Here is a 19,682-nt window from a genome sequence, read left to right as displayed (position 1 = left end):
GGTCAGGGATTCAAGGACGACAGCGGCTGCGCTGCCTTGTAAACGCTGGCGAGTTCGTCGCCCGTGAGCTCGCGGCTCCAGATGGCGAAGTCGTTAAAGTCCATCGCACCGCGTGGTGAACTGGTTTCGCGCTGGTAATACAGTCCGGTGCCGTCTTCGTTGAGGCCGAAGCCATTGTTCAGGCCTCCTAGTTTTCCAATGAGTGCCGCCGTGAGGACTACGCTGCCCGTTTGCGCTCCCTTCACGGGATCGAACACGTAGCCGGTCATCTTGAGATTGGCCTTATCGATCACCACCGCGACGTAAGCCCACTGACCGGCGCTGAGGCCGTAACCGTTGCTATCGGCACGCGCGCTACCGGTACCCACGTTGAAGCGGATCTCGCAACTTCCGAACAGGCCAATGGCCAAGCCCGCGTTAATGCCGCTCGTATAGTTTTTGTTGCCAATGACCGTGGCGCCGTTGCTTACACCTTGGCTGCAGGTAGCGTCGGTGCGCACCCAAAAGCCAATCGTGAAGGCGGTGGCCGCAGGATCGGTCGTGACGTCATTGGTTTGCTGCAGGCGGTAGCCAGCCATTCCGCTGGAATTCTTCACAGCGCTGTCGATGCGCAGCGCCTTTGTCCGGTACGTTGCGTTGAAGCTGTCGTCTGTGATGAGTGTGCCGCCGTTCGCATCCATGGCCCAAGGGACGAGTGTGGAAGCGACTTTTACGTCGACCGCTGGCAGCGCATCAAGCGGGTAGTAGTTGAGCAGTCCGTTGACCAGAGTCGGAGCGAGCGTCGCGGGCTTCACGTAGGCAATCTGGGCTGTGAGGGACACAGAGGCCTCGCCAGCGACCACGGTGTAGCGATAAACATAGGTCCCGTCGCTCGCGGCCTGGACAGCATCGGAGTATGCCGTCGCGTCGACTGCGAGCGTCGCGATCAGTTGTCCGTCGCGCAGCACCTGCACAGGTTGGGCTTTGCGGCCTGCGAGTGTCCAGGTGAGGTTGATGCTCGTCTTGTCGGTGCCCGTGGTGGCCGTCAGGCTGCGCAGGCTGGTCGCGCTCTGTAGTGCCATGCCATTGAAGCCATATTCGGTCGGTGCCGGGCTGATACCCAGTTGGCGCAAGACCGTTGGAGCGATGTCAGTCGCCGCGGCGAGCATCTGCAGTTTGTCCTCCGTCGGGGCGTCAGTGCCGACGGCAGGTAATCCGTCCAGCGGCTTGTTGCTGGCGATGAAGATCGTTTTGTTGGCGGCAGTTTGCAGACCACTCGCGGTGCCGAAAGCGTCGAGCCCGTAGCCCGTTGTAATGATTACCTGCCAGTCTTCGCTCGGATCGTTGGTGGTGCGCCGGGCAATGGTCGCGAGCAGTTTGCCAACCGCGCTCGAAGTGTCGGCGAGCGCCTTCTGATACGCACCGCCGCGCAGGCCGTTGTTCGCGGCTGCTGCCGCCGGTGCACTGTACTGCGCGACCAGCAGGTCATAACCGGCCAGCAGCAATTGGTTTGTGCGTTCGGTTACGCACTCGTCGGCGCCGGCACAGTCGACAGCGGCGTCAATCGCACCTGTCTGTATGTCAGTGGCCAGCATGCTTTGGTAGGCCGAGTTGCTCGTGACGGCCGCGGTTTTCAGCTCGGCAGATTTGGCCCGCACCGCCGCGAACACGGTCGGCGCTTTGGTGTTAATGCGCTGGTCGTCCGTGTCCCAGTGCACGCCATGGCGATTGGCCCACGTGCCAGTGACCAAGCTGGCCCAGCCTGGACCGCCGCTGACACGCTGCTCGCTGAGCGTGCCGTTGCTTCCGCCGGTCCAAGCGGGGGCGACCTGGAGCGATGCAAGCGCCGGGACACGATGCTGGGTGATCGCTTCTCGCAGCGCTTCGAAGTCCACGCCATCGATCTCGACGACCAGGGTCTTGGTACTGCTGAGTCCCTGGTTGAGGTTACTTGCCGCTAGTTCGCTGCCAGGGACCGTTGCGGCAGCAGAAGTTTCGCCGCCGCCACAGCCTGCGAGCAGGCTGGCCACTGCCAGGCAACCGGCAGCCATATGGGTTTTGATTCGTTGTTTCATGATGAGGGATATACCTGTCGTAAGGTTTCTGAATAGCCGCGCCAATCAGCGGGCTATGGTTTTCTGCCAGGTGCCTAGGATCGCTTTCCGCTCGCGCGCGGCGCGTGCAGGACCATCCCGGCACCCGCGAATGCGAGGAGAAGTGGCTGGCGTGACAGCGAAGACAAGGGAAAGTAGAGGGTCATGGGTTTCTCCAAAAATGAAGCGGCGCAAAAAATCGGAATGTCTAGCAGATCGGAATGCTGAGTCACTGCCATTACTTGCTCTTCTGGTAACCTTTGAAGTTGCACAAAAATACACAAATACAAAAATTAACAGGCCGATAATCACACTTATTTATGACTGCTTTATGACTTCACCTGTAACACCGGTTCTGCCAGAGAATTTCCTAGCAAGCGCTTTTGCCCTCACTGATGTGGCGCGCCGCCATACGCTGGCTTACTTCCGGACGCCATTGGATGTAGTGACCAAAGATGACGAAAGCCCGGTGACCATCGCCGACCGTGAAACCGAGGCCGCGATGCGTCAATGGCTGCGGCAGGCGCATCCCAACCACGGCATCTTGGGCGAGGAGCATGGCTGCGAGCGCATGCAGGCTGAATATGTCTGGGTGCTTGACCCTATCGACGGCACCAAGAGTTACATTTCCGGCTCGCCGCTGTGGGGCACCCTGATCGCCTTGCTGCACCGCGGTCAACCCGTGCTGGGCCTGATGGATATGCCGATACTGGACGAACGCTGGTTCTGTCAATCTGGTGGCGCCGCGCAGTGGAACGGGCGGCCAGTGCATGCCAGCGGCTGCCGCTCACTGGTGCAGGCGCGTCTTTACACCACCTCGCCCGACACGTTTGGCGCCTCTGACTGGCAGCGCTTCGATGTGCTCAGCCGACAGTGCGTGCTACGCCGCTTTGGAGGCGACTGCTATTCCTACGCCCAGTTGGCGGGTGGCCATGTGGACTTGGTCGTGGAAGCCGGGCTGCAGCCCTACGACTACATGGCGCTGGTCTGTCTGGTCGAGGGTGCCGGCGGCTGCATCACCGACTGGCAGGGCGCGCCGCTGACGGTGTCCTCGGACGGCCGCGTCGTGGCCGCCGCCACCCCTGAACTGCACGCGCAGGCCCTTGCGGTATTGTCGGACTCCTAATCTGCCAAGTGGGGAAAGTCCCCTTGGCTTCGGCTGCGTTTGACGCCCCAGGAGTGTTTGCGATAAAAGCAAGTGGAGGCAGTAGATGTCCGCTGCAGCAACTTGTTGCACGATCTAACCTTACTGGCTAGACCCTTGGCGTGAAGGATATCTGACTCGAAAAATTGACCGCAACTGGGCTTATCATCACTTTTTTTGGAGAAAATCATGTCCAGAAACATCGACAATCTGAAACGGCTGTTCCAAAAAATGCAGGTTCGCTATGGGCCAGATGATGAGATGGTTTTGCAGGTGAAACAAGCACTGGAGTCCCGTGAAACCATCGAATCCAGGCATTCGTGGTGGTTCGCCCCTTACCGTGAGCGCCGCTCGGGCCAGGGCACTGAACGCCATCGGAACGTCGTAACAGCTGGTTGATGTTCGGATCAGACATGTCGGACGATGCATGAAGCTCATTGCCTGGAACCGTGGATCAAGGGCGTTCTCCACGCGCCATTCTCTTCTCAATGTCTTCTAGCACCGCCAGCAAGTCAGCGACGGTATCAATCACGTAATGCGCACCTACCGTTTTGAACTCTGACGTAACCCTCGATCGGATGGCTGCCAGTTGATCGACCGACGCAGAGTGGTACTCGGCAAGGGTCAAGCCGGCCGGGCTACCTGAGAGCGCCAGTCCAACCGTCCACATGCCCGCATTGATACCCTCGGCAATACCTGGCAGTGTGTCATCCACCTTGATACAGTGGGCAACACTGCCGATTTCCAGTTCGAGAACACACTGCAAGGCCATCCATGGCCCAGGTCGCGCGCCTGCCTTGAGGTCATCAGCACACACCGTGCAGTCTGGGAAATACCCCTTGGTAGCGGCCACTTCGATCAACTTGGTCATCACCTGGCGTGGATAGCCGGTGGTTGAACCGATCTTGAGACCTCGTGAGCGCAGGCCGGCAACCATTTCGAGAGCCCCTGGAATCAAGTCGGCATGGTCGCCGACCCGTTCCACCTGCAGGGGCAGGAAGGTCTGGTAAATGTGGTTGATATCAACATGATTCATCGGGCGACCAAATTTTGCCTGCCAGCGCCCACCGATGGCCGGATCGTTCCCCAGCGCTTCAATGTGTTGCAGTTTGCCCAGCCCCATGGGGCCGCGGGCTTCTGCCAGTGAAAGCTCGAAATCGAAAGCCTGTTTAAAGGCATCGACGAAGATCTGGGTTGGTGCGAAGGAGCCGAAATCAACGATCGTGCCTGCCCAGTCGAAAATGACGGCTTCTATTTGCGGATGCATGGGTGATAACTCCAGAGTTGTCCGGGTTTTAGCCGGCTGATTTCTGTGCCCGCGCGGCAGCGCAGGACTTGAGAAAGGCCATAGCGTAGGGATCGAAATCACCGTAACGCTCTGGATCGAAAACTTCTGGCGTGACGAAGGCGGGCTCGCCGCAGACGAGTTCAGCCACGAGCCGCCCCACACCACCAGAAAACGTGATGCCCGAGCCGTTGCAGCCAGTGGCCACAAACAGTCCAGCAAAGGCACGACTGGCGCCGATGATCAATTGCCCATCAGGCGTGTAGGTGCTGGGGCCGGTGATGTAGTGCGCCATGCCCAAGGTGTTGAGCGCTGGAAAGTAAGGGGCCAGGGTGGCAGCACCCTCGGCTAGGTTTTTCCAACCGTCAGCATCATCCGAGTCAAACACGAACCCGGCAAGGTCGCGCGGCAACTGGCGTGGATCGACCACGGCTGGCTGTTGTTCACGCACGCCAAAGAGCAAGGCGCCGACCTCGGGACGGGCATACGCCCGGATTTCCGGCATGAGCACGATGGCGCCATCACGTGGAAATATTGGCGCAGGCTCTGTGATCCAATACTGGCTGCGTACGGGCGCCATGGGCAGCGGCAGACCCAGCCCGACGCTGAGCAGGTTGGCCCAGGTGCCGGCCGCGTTGATGACGATGCTGGCTGGCAGCAGCGTGCCGTCTGTCAACTTGACGCCTGTGACGCCTCCTGCATGACGCATGATGGTCAGCACGTTGGAATCGAGCCGCAGTTGCGCACCCATCTGCAAGGCCGTGCGAAGGTAAGCGCTGGACAGAAGATAAGGATCGACGAAGCAATCGTCGGGGTAAAAAGCAGCAAGATCAAAGGATTGCGGTGCCAGCCACGGGGCGCGGGCCAAGGCCTCGGGCTTGTCAACCCACTGACTTGCAATGCCGTAACTGGCGCAATGTTGAACCCGGGCCTTCAGTGCGTCGCCGTCACTGGTCGGCACGACGTGCAGTGCACCCACAGTACGACGGCCGATGCCTTCGCCATATTCGCCTTCCAGCACAGCCATGGCGCGGAAAGTCTCTCCTGCCAGCGCCATCAGTGAAGGATCGTCGCGCGCCATCGTAACCAGGGCTGCTGCCCGGCTGGTTGCCCCGCTGGCCGGCTGCTCGCGCTCAAGAATCAGCACCCGTTTGCCAAGGCCACGGCGACCCAGCGCCCAGGCAATGGCTGATCCGAAAATGCCGCCGCCAATGATGAGAACATCGCGCTGAGTCATCTGTATCACCCGGCGTCAAACCATGACTGCGACACCCATGTCGCGCAGTGTCGCACCCACCGCATCGACCACCTTGGCGATATCTTGCGGCGTCAGCGCACCGATGCAGCCGACCCGGAATGTTTCGACCTGGGTCAGTTTCCCCGGGTAGAGGATGAATCCGCGTTCGCGCACGCCTTGGTAGAAGGTATTGAAGTTGTAGGCCGGATGTGCTGGGGCGTGGAAAGTGACAATGATTGGCGCCTGTAAGGCGGGTAAGAGGAAAGATTTCAGCCCAAGTTCGCGCATGCCCTCGACCAGGGCAACACAATTCGCCATGTACCGATCACCACGCGCCGAGAGGCCGCCCTCCTCGCGGTACTGGGCGAGCGCTTCATGCAATGCGGCCACCACATGCGTTGGCGGTGTGAAACGCCATTGGGATGTCTTTTGCATGTACGCCCATTGGTCATGCAGGTCCATGGACAATGAGTGGCAGTTGCCGGCGCTGGCCTCCAGCTGAGTTCGGCGAATGATCACAAATCCCAACCCTGGAACACCTTCCAGGCACTTGCCCGACGCGGCAATGAGCGCGTCAAACGGGGTCGTGCGGACGTCGATCTCGATGGCGGCGAAGGAGCTCATCGCATCGATGATCAAACCGCGTCCCTGCCGAGCCACGGCTGCGGCGATCTCGGCAAGGGGATTCAGGATGCCGGTACCAGTTTCGCAATGTACCTGCGCGACGTGGGTGATGCCCGGATCGGCCATCAACGCGGTTTCAATGGCTGCCGGGTCGGCTGGCTGGTCTTCGGCAAAGGGGAGTTCAACCGATTCCCGGCCGAGGTAAGTGAGAATTTTCAGGATACGTGCGCAGTAGGCGCCGTTGTTGGGGACCAGCACCTTGCCGTGGCGTGGCACCAGCGTTCCCAGTGTGGCCTCCACTGAGAAGGTGCCTGAACCTTGTAGCGGCACACAAACGTGTGTCTCGCTGCCGTGAACAATATCAACCAGCTGGCTGCATACCTCTGCGGTGATGCGGTTGAAGGCGGAATCCCAGGAGCCCCAATCATGCAGCATGGCCTGTTTGGTCCGCAGCGAGGTGGTCAGCGGACCGGGGGTCAGCAGCAAAGGGTCACGATCGAGCGAGTACATAAGTAATCCATAGTCCTATCGTTTGAGTTGGCGCCAGGCCTGATGCCGGTGCAGCAGGAAATGCGAGGCGAAGGCGTACAGCAGACTGACGATGGTTGAGGTCAGCACAATGAGCGTTGCCATGGCGGCGGCTGGCCCGAGTTCACCGGCCTCATCCAGGTTGAGGATGGACACTGAGGCCGGAAGCGTCTGCGGTGAGTACAGAAAAACCAAGGCCGACACGGTGGTCATCGCATTAATGAAGAGGTAACGGGAGATGTCCAGTACCGCAGGAAGGCACACCGGCAAGGTGACCCGCCACAAGGTGGTGAATTGAGACACCTTGAGCGAGGCAGCAACCGCCTCGAATTCACGATCGATGCTTTTGAGCGAGGTTAGCGCCGTCAAGTGACAGGACGTGTAGTAATGCACGACGTTGGCCACAACCATGATAGCCAAGGTGTGGTAGAGACCATTCAGCGGGTTGTCAGGGTGATTGAAGAACAGGATGTAGCCGATACCCAGTACCAAACCAGGAACACCCATGGGCAAAGCAGCCATGGCCTGCAGGACTGGGCGCAACCACGAGGGCCCCGCGCGCGTCTTTTCAATCAGGTAGGCGGTCAAGAAAATGAAGGGCGTACCCACCAGCGCGGTGAGTACAGCAAGCTTGAGGCTGTTCACGTAGGCATCGAGCACCCCCGCCTCGGCCAGGCCACAGATGTAATGGTTGGTTGTCAGCTTGAGGTTGTATGGCCAGTAGCTGACCAAGGACGTGTAAGCGGCCATGACCAGAACCCCCAGCATGGCGGTGGCCATCAGCATGCAATAAATCAGCAAGGGCAGGTCACGGTGCCAGTCCGGGCGCGGCACATAAGGCACGGCGCGTGCAGTCAAACTCGCCTGCTGCCGGCGCTGAACCCGCCAGTCCACCGCAAACGCAACCAGCACCGGAATGAGCAGCAGAAGGGCTACCACGGCACCTCGCCCGAAGTTTTGCTGGCCGACGACTTGTACATAAATTTCCACCGCCAGCACCTGGAAGTTGCCGCCGATCACTTTGGGAATGCCAAATTCGCTGACCGAATAGGAGAACACAACCAGTGCCGCGCTGATCAGACCATAGCGGGCCGCGGGCAGCGTGACGGTAAGAAATTTGCGCCAGCGCGATGCGGACAGCGCGTCAGCCGCCTCAAACAGGCGCCCGTCGGCGGTGGCCAGTGCCACCACCAAAATCATAAGTGCATGCGGGAAGCTTGCGTAGACGGTGGCCATGATGATCCCGATCGGGCCATAGACAGAATTGTCTCCGAGCCAAGACTTCAGGACACCCTGGGTGCCGAACCACTGGATGAACGAAATGGCGCCGACCAGCGACGGCCCCAGCAGGGCAGACAAACCAACGATGCGCCAAAGGCCACGCAGCGGCACACAGGCCCGCTGGATTGCATATGCATAAAAAAAGGCCAACGGCACGCTGATCAAGGTGACGACGACTGCGACCCAAAGAGTGTTCCAGACCGCAGTGCCCATACCAGGTGTGGCAGCAAACTCGCCGAATCGAGTCAGGCTGAATTGCCCCTGATCGTCTTGCACGCTGCCTGCCAGCAACATGCCAATGGGCAGCAGCAGGAAAATGCAAAGCAGCAAAGCAGCCGCGACCAACAACCAGCCGGGCAGTCGATCACTCCAGCTGCTGCTATTGGCGCGCACGGGAATCGCGAGCGTGCTGCGACTCATGCGGCGGCCGGCATCGGGCGCAGGTGCTCAGCAGGAATTCCGATGCGCAGAATGGACCCTGGATGGATTGGTCGACCGTCAAGATAGTTGCTCGAAAACTGTGCAACCAATGGGCGGCTCTGGCCGGTTTTGGCATCCAGCGTGACCAGAGAGTAAGGACCTAAGAACTCGTATTTCAGCACTTGTGCAGTGAAGCTGTTTTCACAGTCATCAAGGATGTTGTGCAGACGGATATCTTCCGGACGGACATAAAAACGATGCTTGCGGTTTTGATCGATCTCGATGCAACAACGCAGCAGCAAATCACCCGCACGAATGTGTTGTGCGCCCGCAGGGGTGGCTTCAATCAGGTTGCCACGCCCAATAAAGTCGGCAACGAAATCATTGCCCGGCGAGCGGTAGATTTCTTGAGGTTGGCCGACTTGCTGGACTTGGCCATTTTTCATGACGACGATGCGGTCGGCCATGGCCAACGCTTCTTCCTGGTCATGGGTAACCATGATGGTGGTCACGCCCAACCTTGTCTGGAGACCGCGAATCTCGGAACGCAGCCGCACCCGTTCGATCGCGTCTAACGCCGATAACGGCTCGTCAAGCAACAAGAGGTCGGGCGACGTCGCCAACGCACGGGCCAATGCGACACGTTGTTGCTGGCCACCGGACAACTGGGCCGGAAACTTACTTTCGGTACCCGGCAAACCGACCAGTTCGAGCATCTCCTGGACGCGCTGCGTGATGCCCTGCCGAGCCGCCCTGCGATCACCTTTTTGGCTGTTCAAGCCATAGGCCACATTCGCACCAACATTCAAGTTGGGAAAGAGCGCGTATGACTGAAAGACAATTCCGTAGTCGCGCCGGGCTGGAGAGAGCCTGGAGATGTCCCGACCCGCATGCACAATCTGTCCACTGTCCTGCAGTTCCAGTCCGGCAATCGCACGCAACAGCGTTGTTTTGCCACAGCCCGATGGACCGAGCAGGACGACGAACTCTCCCTCTTCGACTGCCAGGTCGATGTGATCGAGTGCAACAAAGTTCCCATAGCGCTTCGTCAGTTGCTTGATTTCAAGGTGTGCCATTGGGAGTCTCGTGAACAATGCATCCATCGACGTGTGTCCTCAATGCCGCTGGACACGCCCCAATGGGTAGCTTCATTCGGATTTACTTCTTGGGTTCCGATTTCGTCGAATAGCGCTTTTGCCATTCGGCGAGAATGGTGCTTCGGTTCTTGCCCATCCACTCGAAGTCGTTTTTGACCAGTCGCTTCTCATAGTCACTCGGCACGAACTTCAACCGTGTCGCGATGCCGGGGATGGCAACCACGGCAAAATTCTTGGCATAGAGTTCGTTAGCCTCTCGCGAGGATGACCAGTCGGCCAGTCTCTTGGCTGCCTCAAGACGCGGCGTACCATTGACGATGGCAGTGGCTTCAATGTCCCAGCCCAGTCCTTCCTTGGGGAAGACGATGTCAATTGGCGCACCCTTGGCACGCACGGTGTTGGCACGGTATTCGAAAGCAATGCCAACCGGAAATTCGCCAGCGCCGGCCATGACACATGGCTTGGAGCCGGAGTGGGTATAAACCGCCACATTCTCATGGAGCTTGTCCATATAGTCCCAGCCGCCTTTTTCACCGAAAATTTGCAGCCAGGCGGTAACGTCAAGAAAGCCGGTCCCAGACGAATTCGGATTGGGCATGACGATCTTGCCCTTGAATTCGGGCTTCAGCAGGTCCTTCCAGCTCTCAATGCGCGGCAGGCCTTGCCTCTGCATTTCAGGGACGTTGTAGCAAATCGCTGCACCCCAGACATCCATACCGACCCAGGTCGGCGGATTGGCTGCCGCGCGAAAGCGTGGGTTGATCGCCTTGAGATTTGCCGCGGCGTAGGGCTGCAACATGCTCTCGCGTTCGAACACAACCATGCTGGAGACGGCTACACCCATGATGACGTCGGCCACTGGTTTGCTTTTCTCGGCAAGCAGCTTGGCCGTGATGATGCCGGTTGAGTCCCGGGTCCACTTGATCTCGATGTCCGGATTCGTCTTGTTGAATGACTCTTGATAAGCCTTCAGCTGGTCGATTTCAAGCGCCGTGTACACGTTAAGTACGGTTTTTTCTGCAAATGCGGGAAGAGCAGCTGCCAGTGAGAGGCCAGCTGCAGCGATGCATTTGGCTAAACGTTTCAGATTCATATGGGTTTCCTTGATGAAATGGCTAAGACATATCCGCACAATCTGCCTGTTGTCATCAGACTGTCGCGGTGGTCGCTTAGATTCCAAAGAGTCTATGGTTCATATGTGACAGATTGTTGACAATCTACAAAAACACTCGATGGATTAAACTGATTGCTTTATCGGTGCAAGGCAAGCATGTCCGAACTCCTCACCCAGCCTGTTGATGACGTCCTGTCCCGCTTCCAAAGCACTTCCCTAACGCGGCTTGTGGCAGCGTCCATCGAAACACTCATCCTCTCGGGCGAACTCGCGCCAGGGGCCAAGCTCAATGAAGTCGCATTGGCAGAGCGCTTGCGCGTGTCGCGGGGTCCGCTGCGTGAGGCCTTTCGAATGCTGGAAGAGTCTGGGCTCATCCACCAAGAGAAGAATCGGGGTGTATTTGTGCGGGTGATCGAACTGGCTGACGCAGCAGATATTTATGATGTGCGTGCAGGGCTTGACGCTACCGCTGGTCGCTTGCTGGCCGAACGTATCACAACGGAGCAACTCGTCACCCTGCGCGCGTTAACCGACGTCATGCTGTCTGTCGCCGCAAATGATGTTGACCAATTTCATACCCTCAACCTGGCTTTTCACGATCAGATCGTGGTGATGGTCGGCAATCGCTCCCTGACAGAGACTTACCGAAAACTCGTCAAACAACTCACTCTCTTTCGAAAGCGTAACCTGCTGGCTCCAAAGTCCATCCCCCACTTTGCCGAAGAGCACAGCGCCATTGTTGACCGACTGGCCGCGGGAGACGCTACCGCCTGCGCCGAGGCTCTTTTTGCCCATGCTCGAGGCGGTCGCCAACGCATGCTGCAGGGCGGCAACCAGGAAGGAAGGCGACATGAGCGCTGAGTTCGACAGATCTGAAGGTGACGTCAACCTGGGCGATCGTCGGCGCAACTGGCAATCCGCGCATTTGAACGACGCAACGCGTGAACTGCTGGCTGAGGATGCACGATGGTTCTTTCACCAGTCGATGTCAACGCCCTGTCTCAATGCGGTGGTCGCGGCGCAAGGCTCTTGGTTGACTGACATCTCCGGGCGGCGCATTCTTGATTTCCACGGCAACAGCCTGCACCAAGTTGGCTATGGCCACCCAAAGGTCGTCGCAGCAATTCGGGACACGCTCGAGCAGCTGCCCTTCAGCCCGCGTCGCTATACCAACCGGCACGCCGTCGAACTGGCACGCCGCTTGTGCTCGTCAGCACCCATTGACGATGCCAAGCTCCTTTTTGCCCCCGGCGGTACCGCCGCGATCGGTATGGCGCTCAAACTGGCTCGCGTGGTCACGGGCCGCTTCAAGACCATTTCGATGTGGGATTCTTTTCACGGTGCCTCTCTCGATGCTGTTTCTATCGGTGGAGAGTCCGTCTTTCGCAAGGGGATCGGCCCCTTGCTACCAGGTGCCGAGCATGTGCCTCCCTGCGATCCAGGTCAATGCGCTTTCGGCTGTGGCGGCCAATGCGCCCTGCGCTGCGTTGACTACCTTGACTATTGCATGAAGAAAGAAGGTGATGTTGCTGCGGTCATCGTCGAGACGGTGCGCTGCACCGACGTCCAGATTCCACCTCTTGCGTATTACCAACGGCTCAGAGAAATCTGCACCCGCCATGGCGCGCTACTGATCCTCGACGAAATTCCAATTGCACTGGGCAGGACCGGAAGCCTGTTCGCGATAGAGCGATATGGCATTGAACCCGACATGCTTGTCATCGGCAAGGGACTGGGAGGCGGGTCAATGCCTCTTGCGGCACTGATCGCACGTTCGAATTTCGACGTCGCCCAACACATCTCGCTGGGTCATTACACGCATGAAAAAAATCCTTTGGCCTGCGCTGCCGGTCTGGCTGTCCTTGATGTGATCGAGGAAGAGGGTCTTGTTGCGCGCAGTCGCGTCTTGGGGGAGGCTTGCCTAGCCCGTCTGAAACGACTTGCGGCCGAGCTGCCAGTCATCGCAGAAGTTCGCGGCGCCGGATTGCTGCTAGGCATTGAATTGCGCGACATGGGTGACCGCAGTGCCACCGACCTTGCCGAGGCGGTGCTTTACCGTTGCCTGTCAGATGGACTTTCATTCAAGGTCGGCCAAGGCAACGTGCTGGTGCTGGCACCTCCTCTGAATGTCCTGGAGGAGGAACTGTGGTGGGCGCTCGACTGCATCGCAGCGGCCCTGCGAATCGAGATTGCGAGCTGATCGCGCCGCTACAACAGGCGGCACGCTTGCTCTGCGGGCGACCGGTTTCTTCAACGCTGTATCGAATCCGTTGATCTTGGGCGCTGGAAACCTGAACACTGCATCTTGGTCACTACAGCAGTTTCAGCACGATGCGCTGCACCTGTGGGTCATGGTGTTGACGCCGACCGGAAAACAAGGGCAGCATCAGGCAATTGCCGCCAGGATCGCCTTGAGCAGATGCCAGCAGTGCTCGACCGACTGCACTTGCACCGACTCGCCCGGCGCATGGGGTCCACGAATGGTCGGGCCAAACGACACCATGTCCAGGCCGGGGTACTTTCCACCGATGATGCCGCACTCCAGTCCGGCATGGATCACCTGAGTGGTCGATTCGCTGCCGAAGGAGGCACGATAGACCGATTGGCACAAGGCCAGCAGTGGCGAATCGGGATTGGGTCGCCAGCCCGGATAGTGACCGGACTGGACGGCCGCCACGGCGGACAACGCAAACAGGCTCGTGATTTCGTTGGCCAATTCAAGTCCCGCACTGTCGACCAACGAGCGCACCATGAAGTTGCAGGTTGCCGATGTCGGGCTCAAGTCGACCATTCCCAGGTTGTTGGACGTTTCGACCACGCCCGGCAGCTGCACGCTCATGCGCTTCACGCCATGCGGGGCCGCGTGCAGTGTCGCCAGCCAGAGCGACTGGTCCGAGGCCGCCATGACGCGCTCGAGCGTGCACGGCGCGTACGAAACGGTCACACCGTCATCCACGCCGGCCAGCTCCTGGCGAAACTCGGTCTGCAAGCCGGCCAGCACCTCACCCAGAGCAGAAGCAGCTTGGAGCGGCACGGTCAATGTGGCAAAGGCTTCGCGCGCCAGGGCGTTTCTGGCCGAGCCGCCTTGCAACGTCGACAGCCGCACGTCCCACTGACGCTCCAGCCGGCGCAGCACGCGCACCAGCAGCTTGATCGCATTGCCGCGCCCCTCGTGGATGTTCACGCCCGAATGGCCACCCCGCAGACCACGTACCTCGATGCGCAGCGCGACAAAGCCTTCGGCAAGTTCATGCGGCTGGCCCGAACGCTGCACGTCGACATCCACGCCGCCAGCGCAACCCAGATAGAACTGGCCCCACTCCTCGGTATCGAGGTTGAGCAGCAGTCGACCTTGCAGCGCATCGCCCGCCAGTCCGCGCGCGCCGCCCATGCCGGCTTCCTCGTCCACAGTGAACAAGGCCTCGATCGGCCCGTGGACCAGTGTGCTGTCCTCCAGAACGGCCAGTGTCAGCGCCACGCCGATACCGTTGTCGGCACCCAACGTGGTTCCTTCGGCGATGACCCAGCCGCCCTGCACAACCGGTGCAATCGGGTCGCGCAAGAAGTCGTGCGGCGTGTCCGCGTTGTTCTGACACACCATGTCCAAATGCGACTGCAGGACCACGCCGGGCACTGATTCGCGCCCGGCGCTGGCCGGCTTGCGCACCATCAGATTTCCAACCGCGTCAACCGAGGTCGAGAGGCCCCGCGCCTGCGCCCAGTCCTTCAAATGCTCGCGCAAGCGAGCCTCACCCTTGGAGGGGCGGGGAATGGCGCACAGGGTTGCGAAGTGCGCCCAGACGCTGGCAGGCTCTAGTGCCGCCAATGCGGACGATGGTTTCAAGGTGCTCATGGGATTCCTAGGCTGGTAGTCAGTGTGACCAGTTTACCGACACGGCGATTGTGAGGCGTGTGTGGTGCACGGTTCGCCGACATTAACCATGCAGCGCGGCGAAGCGCTCGCGAAATTACTCTTTGGGTGTGCCCAAAAGACAAAAGGCCCCGAGGGGCCTTTTGTGCAGCACGACGATGTCGCGACAGCTATTTACTTCTTCGCAGCGCGCTTGAGCGCTTTGACAGGCGCTGCAGCTTTGGGCGCAACCTTGGCTGCAACCTTCGCTTTCGCCTTCGGTGCGACAGGTGCTGCAGCAGCTGCAGGAGCGGCTTTCAGTGCCGTCCGCTGATCACGCAGCGCGTTGATTTCTGCATTGATCTTGTCCTTGCGTTCGGTCAGCTTGGCAATGCTGGTGGTGAACTTTGCAATCGCCTTGGCGGTCTTGGACACGGGTGCCTTTTGGGCGACGGGCTTAGCCGCAGGCTTAGCTGCTGGCTTGAGCACCTTGGCCAGGGTCTTCACTTTCGGAGTTGCTGCAGCCTTGAGGGCCGGTTTTTTTGCAGTTGCCATGATTTGATTTCCTTATGTTGTTGCCCTGGCAAAGTTGTTTTCGCCAGTGCCGGTATTGTCATCATTTCTTCGAGCGCTGTCGACTGAACTTGACTGGCATCAAGGCGCGGCTGAACATGCAAGCTACGTCGGATTGAAGAGACGACGCCTGCACCGGTACTTCGCCTGGTCAGTTGGTGAGGATTCGAGCAAACTCGCCCGATAACCTACAGGACCCGAATGTACAGCCCACAGAATTTCAACGACCAAAACGCGCAGCACCTGCCGGGTCTTCTTGGCATCGTCATGACTTTTGTTGATGCATCTGAGGTCAAGTCCGAGATGCCAATGGCAAAGCCATTGATGGCGCCCAATGGTTACTTGCATGCTGGAAGCGTTGTCTCGCTGGCAGACATCTCAGCGGGTTTCGGTTGCATGTCCCATCTCCCAGCCGGCGCAACCGGATTCACAACCATCGAGCTCAAGTCCAACCACCTTGGAACGGCCCGGGACGGCATCATCGCATGCACCGCGACTGCTATGCACCTTGGTAAAACGACGCAGGTATGGGACGCCGTGGTCACGCATCGCGAGACAGGCAAGACCTTGGCACTTTTCCGCTGCACACAAATGATTCTTTATGAAAAAGCGCGGCCCTAGCTTTTGATGAGCGCATCCGGGAACCGAAGAGCATCGACATGGCCGCAAATCATCGCCCCGGCCGAACGCGAAGAAGACCGCCAACAACAATGGCTCCCCATCTTGATGGCGTCTCACCCACTATGACCTGGCATGCCTGGCCAGTCAACGCTCTTGCGTTGATTCAAAGCCTCTGCATAGCTGGGCACCTGCGCGGCCTTTTCATGTGTGTCGGTTTCAACAATACCGTTTGGCAAAGCAATCCTGATCTTCTCGTGGATGCACTGTTTGGCATCTGCTTTGAGAGCGCGCGCAAAGCCGCCAATGCCGACATCCATGCGGGCGGAACAATCAGCCGGATATAGAAAACGCCGCAGCGGCGCGGATCAGACGGGGGTTTGATGCTCACAGGCAACTCCATGAAGGAACTGGATGAGCGAGGTGGATGATTGCCAAACACGAACCGGCCGGATAGCGGTGCCGCGTCTGGGTTTCAAATACTGGTGCTGGCGGGGATCACAAATCAGCCCGAAAGCCGCACAAATACTACGTTTCTAAAAATATGAATCGCGAAGTACCAGCAAAAGTACCAACGTTTTCATGCGTGTCGCCCGTTGTCGGGTTTTTGACACGTTCTGATTCTAGGTGAAACACCCCGACCAACACCCTGCCCGCCCAATTGGCGTAAACTGCGACCTATCATTTTGATAGGAGTCGGTTTGGCAAATCCGCCCAACCACCAGCTTGAACGGCACATCCGGCAGTCAGCCGCAGACAGCTCCAACGTGGCCTTTGTCAAACACGCATGGGACCAGATGCGTGCCCGGCACGTAAACCAAGCCATGGTGATGGAGGTGTTGCGCATGGGGCGCATGTACAGCCAGCCGGAGCCGGACATCCGCTTCTCTGGCCTCAAATGCCGCATGGAGCAATTTGTGTCCGGCATGAACGTGGCGGTGGTGGTTGCGGTGGAGTACCCGGAACCCGGCCTCACGGTTGTGACAGTGATTGATCTTTTGAGGAGTTAACTATGTACCACTACACCGATGGCGGGCTGCGCAATGTGTGGCTGGCCAATGGCTACGAGATCAAGAAAACGCCGTTTGGCGACGCCGTGTCGTTTCACGACGGCGACGGCCTGACGCAGGCCATTTGCCAGGCACTGGGTGCCAAGGTCGGCGTACTGACAGGCGTGGAGCTGCGTTACATTCGCAGCGCAGGCATGGGCCTGTCGCAACCGGCACTCGGTAAGTTGATGGGCATTGATGGCCAGTCCATCGCCCGCTGGGAGAAGTCTGGCAAGGTGCCGCGTTGGGCCGACAAACTGGTGCGCCTGCTCTACGCCGGGCACGCGCAAGGCAACGAACCCATTTGCCGCGTCATGGACCGCATCAAGACCGTGGAGCGCATAGTCAAGCAGCGCATCGTGGTGCAAGAAAAGCGGGGGCACTGGACGCCCACCAGCGAGCCAGCCGACGAGGACGCCGTGGCTGCTTGATAAGGCGGCGCTTGTCAGCGCCGCTGCCCCCGGTTTTGCGCTGACTGAGGGAGCCCCCACGGGGGGCGGACGGGCAGTTCAGCGCGGAGCCAAGCCGCGCAGCGGCGAGGCCCTCGGGTGGGCGGGGATACCTACCACATGACTGGCCGCAGGCCACTAACCGACAGCACAGCGCGCAGCGCCTGACCAATGTCCAGGTGCAGGCACACCCACAAGGGCGCGCAGACGGCGGCGTGTAGGGCGCGCCAGCGACCGGGAAGCTCCGATGGCTGTGCGACCGTCTCCAGCGAAGGCCACTTTGCATAACGCCTGTTGCCTTCACCCGAAGGGCGCGCAAGCGGTGGGCGACACCAAACGGAGCTTTAGCGCAGTTACTGGCGAACACTGAGGGCAATGCGGCGTTATGTAAAAGCGAAGCGGGTGCTCTAGTCGTTCTGTGCAGCAATATTGCGACGGTTGGCAACATTCAGTGTGTCCTACGGGAACAGAAAGAAATGGTCCTGCACCAACTTCTTCAATTCGGCTGGTAGCTCGTCAAGCGGCAACTCCCAATAGCCTTCGCAGTTCACTAGCAGCGGCGCATGCCCGCAAGCGTCTTTGTAGATTTCCATCGCTGCCCCCTCGCCCCTGAATCAAGGAGCCAGTCCAGCCCGTCAGGGAATAACGGGTTGTCACCACCGGGGATCAGCCGACGGCTAGGACTGGAAAAACTGCTTACCCCGCTGCCGTTTTGAACGGAATCACTTCCGCACCCACACGCAATTTGTCCAGATAGTCCGACCAGCGCTGCATCATTTCCCGCCGCGCTGGCAAATGCGCCGTGCGGTTGTAGGCGCGGCCATTGGGGTCTTTCACGGCGTGGGCCAGTTGGTGCTCAATCAAGTCCACGCGTTCACCCAACACCTCGTCCATGATGGTGCGGGCCAGCGCTCGAAAGCCGTGGGCGGTGTGAACCTCTTTGCTGTAGCCCAATCCCCGCAATGCGGCATTCACTGTGTTCTCACTCATCGGGCGCTCGCCGGTGCGCAAACTGGGGAACACGTAGCGCCCATGGCCCGTGAGCGAATGCACGCCGCGCAGAATCGCCACCGCTTGGGTGGACAACGGCACCAAGTGGTCAATGCCCATTTTCATTTTGCTACCGGGTATGCGCCACTCTGATGCGTCCAGATCCATCTCGGCCCATTCAGCCGTGCGCAATTCACCAGGCCGCACAAACACCATCGCGGAGAGCTTGAGCGCGGCCACAGTGCAAGGGTGGCCCGTGTAGCCAAATATGGAGCGCAGTCACTCACCTGCCTGCTTGGGCTCGTTGATGGCAGAAAAGTGTAATTCCGGTATTGCCTCCAGCGCACCGCGCAGGTCGGTGGTGATATCGCGCTCAGCCAACCCAATGGCCACTGCGTAACGGAATATCTGGCCGCATATCTGCTTGGCGCGGTGCGCAATGTCAATCGAGCCACGGGCTTCGATCTTGCGCACGGACTTGTCCAGCACGTCACGCGGTTTGATGGCAGTGATCGGCATGGCACCAATGAAGGGAAAAACATCCTTCTCCAGCAGGGTGGTGATACGCGCCTGCGTAACCTCCGCCCGCTTGGCGGCTGTCTTGCTCAACCAGACCCGTGCCACAGCTTCAAACATATTGGCGGCTGCGTCGGCTTTGGCCTGCCGCTCTACCTTCTTGGCGTCACCCGAGTCAATGCCATCCGCCAACTGCTCACGCGCAAGCTCGCGGCGCTTTCTGGCCTTGGCCAGCGAGACCTCGGGGTACACGCCAACGGCCAGCGTCTTCTGCTTGCCCATGAAACGGTAGTTCATCCGCCAGTACCGGCCCGCTTCTTTGACGTGCAAGCACAAGCCCTGTCCGTCGGCGTATTTCTCTCCGGCAGCTGCCCCTGTTGGCTTGACGTTTTTAACGAAAGTATCAGTGAGTGCCATGGGTTCAATCCCCTGTGTTGGTATCTGGCACTTCGAGGTTGAAAGTACCAACACAAATACCATCATTTGTGTGCAATGTGATGGTGTCTGGTGAAATGTGATGAGGCAAGAAAAAACCCGCGATGCTAGGAAGCATGCGGGTTTTGAGATGTTTTGACACGTCTTGAAACGGTCGTCTGGTGCGGCTGGCGGGGATCGAACCCACGACCCTTGGCTTCGGAGGCCAATACTCTATCCACTGAGCTACAGCCGCTTGTTAGAGCGTGCATTGTAGGTGCTTTCAGAGGGGCGGCCGCTATAATCGCGACCTGCTTTTCAAGCCCCCCGATTTCCAGAGGACACCATGAACGACAACAGCCCCGCTTCTGTTCACGATGAGGCGCACACCGGCCCCATTAAAAACCCCAAGCAAATGCTG

18 protein-coding genes, 1 tRNA gene and 1 pseudogene are annotated in these 19,682 nt (G+C 59.1%); 7 read left to right on the top strand and 13 right to left on the bottom strand.

What is annotated here, in order from left to right; translation table 11 throughout:
- Nucleotides 1-2: 2 nt before the first annotated feature.
- Nucleotides 3-2,054 carry a LamG-like jellyroll fold domain-containing protein gene (locus GZ093_RS11805; protein WP_296486120.1) on the bottom strand — a complete coding sequence of 684 codons (2,052 nt, stop codon included), beginning with the start codon at nucleotides 2,052-2,054 and terminating at the stop codon, nucleotides 3-5.
- Between the two features lie 349 nt (nucleotides 2,055-2,403).
- Between GZ093_RS11805 and hisN the strand changes: the two genes are divergently transcribed.
- Both hisN and GZ093_RS11795 read left to right on the top strand, forming a co-directional pair.
- Nucleotides 2,404-3,198: a histidinol-phosphatase gene (gene hisN / locus GZ093_RS11800; protein ID WP_296486118.1), complete on the top strand. Its 795-nt coding sequence runs from the start codon at nucleotides 2,404-2,406 to the stop codon at nucleotides 3,196-3,198.
- Nucleotides 3,199-3,405: 207 nt separating this feature from the next.
- On the top strand, nucleotides 3,406-3,615 hold the full coding sequence (locus tag GZ093_RS11795; RefSeq protein ID WP_296486116.1) for a hypothetical protein: 210 nt from the start codon (nucleotides 3,406-3,408) through the stop codon (nucleotides 3,613-3,615).
- A 55-nt stretch (nucleotides 3,616-3,670) separates the two neighbouring features.
- Here GZ093_RS11795 and phnX read toward each other — a convergent pair whose 3' ends face one another.
- The 6 genes from phnX to GZ093_RS11765 form a co-directional block, all read right to left on the bottom strand.
- Nucleotides 3,671-4,483 (bottom strand): phosphonoacetaldehyde hydrolase, encoded by an 813-nt coding sequence (gene phnX, locus GZ093_RS11790; protein WP_296486115.1) that lies wholly within the window; start codon nucleotides 4,481-4,483, stop codon nucleotides 3,671-3,673.
- A 28-nt stretch (nucleotides 4,484-4,511) separates the two neighbouring features.
- On the bottom strand, nucleotides 4,512-5,738 hold the full coding sequence (locus GZ093_RS11785) for an FAD-dependent oxidoreductase (RefSeq protein WP_296486113.1): 1,227 nt from the start codon (nucleotides 5,736-5,738) through the stop codon (nucleotides 4,512-4,514).
- A 15-nt stretch (nucleotides 5,739-5,753) separates the two neighbouring features.
- A complete protein-coding gene (locus GZ093_RS11780) occupies nucleotides 5,754-6,872 on the bottom strand; it encodes a 2-aminoethylphosphonate--pyruvate transaminase (RefSeq protein WP_296486111.1) in 1,119 nt (372 codons plus the stop codon).
- 15 nt (nucleotides 6,873-6,887) lie between these two features.
- A complete protein-coding gene (locus GZ093_RS11775; protein ID WP_296486109.1) occupies nucleotides 6,888-8,591 on the bottom strand; it encodes a putative 2-aminoethylphosphonate ABC transporter permease subunit in 1,704 nt (567 codons plus the stop codon).
- Complete coding sequence (locus GZ093_RS11770; RefSeq protein ID WP_296486108.1) at nucleotides 8,588-9,667, bottom strand: putative 2-aminoethylphosphonate ABC transporter ATP-binding protein; 1,080 nt, start codon at nucleotides 9,665-9,667, stop codon at nucleotides 8,588-8,590. Before GZ093_RS11770 ends, GZ093_RS11775 begins: the two co-directional genes overlap by 4 nt.
- A gap of 82 nt (nucleotides 9,668-9,749) precedes the next feature.
- Nucleotides 9,750-10,781 (bottom strand): putative 2-aminoethylphosphonate ABC transporter substrate-binding protein, encoded by a 1,032-nt coding sequence (locus GZ093_RS11765; protein ID WP_296486136.1) that lies wholly within the window; start codon nucleotides 10,779-10,781, stop codon nucleotides 9,750-9,752.
- A 177-nt stretch (nucleotides 10,782-10,958) separates the two neighbouring features.
- Here GZ093_RS11765 and GZ093_RS11760 point away from each other — a divergent pair, with 177 nt between their 5' ends.
- The gene (locus GZ093_RS11760; RefSeq protein ID WP_296486106.1) at nucleotides 10,959-11,663 is read left to right on the top strand and encodes an FCD domain-containing protein; all 705 of its coding nucleotides are present in this window, start codon (nucleotides 10,959-10,961) and stop codon (nucleotides 11,661-11,663) included.
- Nucleotides 11,596-13,002: an aspartate aminotransferase family protein gene (locus GZ093_RS11755; protein WP_296486103.1), complete on the top strand. Its 1,407-nt coding sequence runs from the start codon at nucleotides 11,596-11,598 to the stop codon at nucleotides 13,000-13,002. Before GZ093_RS11760 ends, GZ093_RS11755 begins: the two co-directional genes overlap by 68 nt.
- A gap of 186 nt (nucleotides 13,003-13,188) precedes the next feature.
- Here GZ093_RS11755 and GZ093_RS11750 read toward each other — a convergent pair whose 3' ends face one another.
- Together GZ093_RS11750 and GZ093_RS11745 are read right to left on the bottom strand one after the other, a co-directional pair.
- On the bottom strand, nucleotides 13,189-14,655 hold the full coding sequence (locus GZ093_RS11750) for an aminoacyl-histidine dipeptidase (RefSeq protein WP_296486102.1): 1,467 nt from the start codon (nucleotides 14,653-14,655) through the stop codon (nucleotides 13,189-13,191).
- Between the two features lie 192 nt (nucleotides 14,656-14,847).
- The gene (locus GZ093_RS11745; protein WP_296486100.1) at nucleotides 14,848-15,207 is read right to left on the bottom strand and encodes a histone protein; all 360 of its coding nucleotides are present in this window, start codon (nucleotides 15,205-15,207) and stop codon (nucleotides 14,848-14,850) included.
- A gap of 219 nt (nucleotides 15,208-15,426) precedes the next feature.
- Here GZ093_RS11745 and GZ093_RS11740 point away from each other — a divergent pair, with 219 nt between their 5' ends.
- On the top strand, nucleotides 15,427-15,846 hold the full coding sequence (locus tag GZ093_RS11740; protein WP_296486098.1) for a PaaI family thioesterase: 420 nt from the start codon (nucleotides 15,427-15,429) through the stop codon (nucleotides 15,844-15,846).
- Between the two features lie 113 nt (nucleotides 15,847-15,959).
- On the opposite strand, the gene GZ093_RS11735 is transcribed toward GZ093_RS11740, so the two are convergent.
- Entirely contained in the window at nucleotides 15,960-16,163 is a 204-nt protein-coding gene (locus tag GZ093_RS11735) for a hypothetical protein (RefSeq protein ID WP_296486096.1), read from the bottom strand.
- A gap of 381 nt (nucleotides 16,164-16,544) precedes the next feature.
- On the opposite strand from GZ093_RS11735, the gene GZ093_RS11730 reads away from it, so the two are divergent.
- Together GZ093_RS11730 and GZ093_RS11725 are read left to right on the top strand one after the other, a co-directional pair.
- Complete coding sequence (locus GZ093_RS11730) at nucleotides 16,545-16,853, top strand: DUF4258 domain-containing protein (protein WP_296486093.1); 309 nt, start codon at nucleotides 16,545-16,547, stop codon at nucleotides 16,851-16,853.
- Between the two features lie 2 nt (nucleotides 16,854-16,855).
- Nucleotides 16,856-17,323, top strand: a complete 468-nt coding sequence (locus tag GZ093_RS11725) for a hypothetical protein (RefSeq protein ID WP_296486091.1) — start codon at nucleotides 16,856-16,858, stop codon at nucleotides 17,321-17,323.
- Nucleotides 17,324-17,799: 476 nt separating this feature from the next.
- Here the strand turns inward: GZ093_RS11725 and GZ093_RS11720 are convergent, their stop codons facing one another.
- From GZ093_RS11720 to GZ093_RS11710, 3 genes and pseudogenes are all read right to left on the bottom strand, one after another.
- Complete coding sequence (locus GZ093_RS11720; protein WP_296486089.1) at nucleotides 17,800-17,934, bottom strand: hypothetical protein; 135 nt, start codon at nucleotides 17,932-17,934, stop codon at nucleotides 17,800-17,802.
- 103 nt (nucleotides 17,935-18,037) lie between these two features.
- Nucleotides 18,038-19,264 (bottom strand): annotated as a pseudogene (locus GZ093_RS11715) (integrase arm-type DNA-binding domain-containing protein).
- A gap of 177 nt (nucleotides 19,265-19,441) precedes the next feature.
- Nucleotides 19,442-19,517: transfer RNA gene (locus GZ093_RS11710), tRNA-Arg, on the bottom strand.
- Nucleotides 19,518-19,682: the final 165 nt, after the last annotated feature.

Source organism: Rhodoferax sp. (genome assembly GCF_010365055.1).
Classification (GTDB): domain Bacteria; phylum Pseudomonadota; class Gammaproteobacteria; order Burkholderiales; family Burkholderiaceae_C; genus Rhodoferax.
This window is presented reverse-complemented; position numbering and strand designations above follow the sequence as displayed.

Bases quoted from the DNA above. Each gene is read 5' to 3' on its own strand.
- GZ093_RS11795 (WP_296486116.1), top strand. From the start codon at position 3,406: ATGTCCAGAAACATCGACAATCTGAAACGGCTGTTCCAAAAAATGCAG.
- GZ093_RS11750 (WP_296486102.1), bottom strand. From the start codon at position 14,655: ATGAGCACCTTGAAACCATCGTCCGCATTGGCGGCACTAGAGCCTGCC.
- GZ093_RS11745 (WP_296486100.1), bottom strand. From the start codon at position 15,207: ATGGCAACTGCAAAAAAACCGGCCCTCAAGGCTGCAGCAACTCCGAAA.
- GZ093_RS11770 (WP_296486108.1), bottom strand. From the start codon at position 9,667: ATGGCACACCTTGAAATCAAGCAACTGACGAAGCGCTATGGGAACTTT.
- GZ093_RS11760 (WP_296486106.1), top strand. From the start codon at position 10,959: ATGTCCGAACTCCTCACCCAGCCTGTTGATGACGTCCTGTCCCGCTTC.
- GZ093_RS11765 (WP_296486136.1), bottom strand. From the start codon at position 10,781: ATGAATCTGAAACGTTTAGCCAAATGCATCGCTGCAGCTGGCCTCTCA.
- GZ093_RS11725 (WP_296486091.1), top strand. From the start codon at position 16,856: ATGTACCACTACACCGATGGCGGGCTGCGCAATGTGTGGCTGGCCAAT.
- GZ093_RS11775 (WP_296486109.1), bottom strand. From the start codon at position 8,591: ATGAGTCGCAGCACGCTCGCGATTCCCGTGCGCGCCAATAGCAGCAGC.
- GZ093_RS11740 (WP_296486098.1), top strand. From the start codon at position 15,427: ATGTACAGCCCACAGAATTTCAACGACCAAAACGCGCAGCACCTGCCG.
- GZ093_RS11780 (WP_296486111.1), bottom strand. From the start codon at position 6,872: ATGTACTCGCTCGATCGTGACCCTTTGCTGCTGACCCCCGGTCCGCTG.
- GZ093_RS11785 (WP_296486113.1), bottom strand. From the start codon at position 5,738: ATGACTCAGCGCGATGTTCTCATCATTGGCGGCGGCATTTTCGGATCA.
- GZ093_RS11735 (WP_296486096.1), bottom strand. From the start codon at position 16,163: ATGGATGTCGGCATTGGCGGCTTTGCGCGCGCTCTCAAAGCAGATGCC.
- hisN (WP_296486118.1), top strand. From the start codon at position 2,404: ATGACTTCACCTGTAACACCGGTTCTGCCAGAGAATTTCCTAGCAAGC.
- GZ093_RS11805 (WP_296486120.1), bottom strand. From the start codon at position 2,054: ATGAAACAACGAATCAAAACCCATATGGCTGCCGGTTGCCTGGCAGTG.
- GZ093_RS11720 (WP_296486089.1), bottom strand. From the start codon at position 17,934: ATGGAAATCTACAAAGACGCTTGCGGGCATGCGCCGCTGCTAGTGAAC.
- GZ093_RS11755 (WP_296486103.1), top strand. From the start codon at position 11,596: ATGCTCGAGGCGGTCGCCAACGCATGCTGCAGGGCGGCAACCAGGAAG.
- phnX (WP_296486115.1), bottom strand. From the start codon at position 4,483: ATGCATCCGCAAATAGAAGCCGTCATTTTCGACTGGGCAGGCACGATC.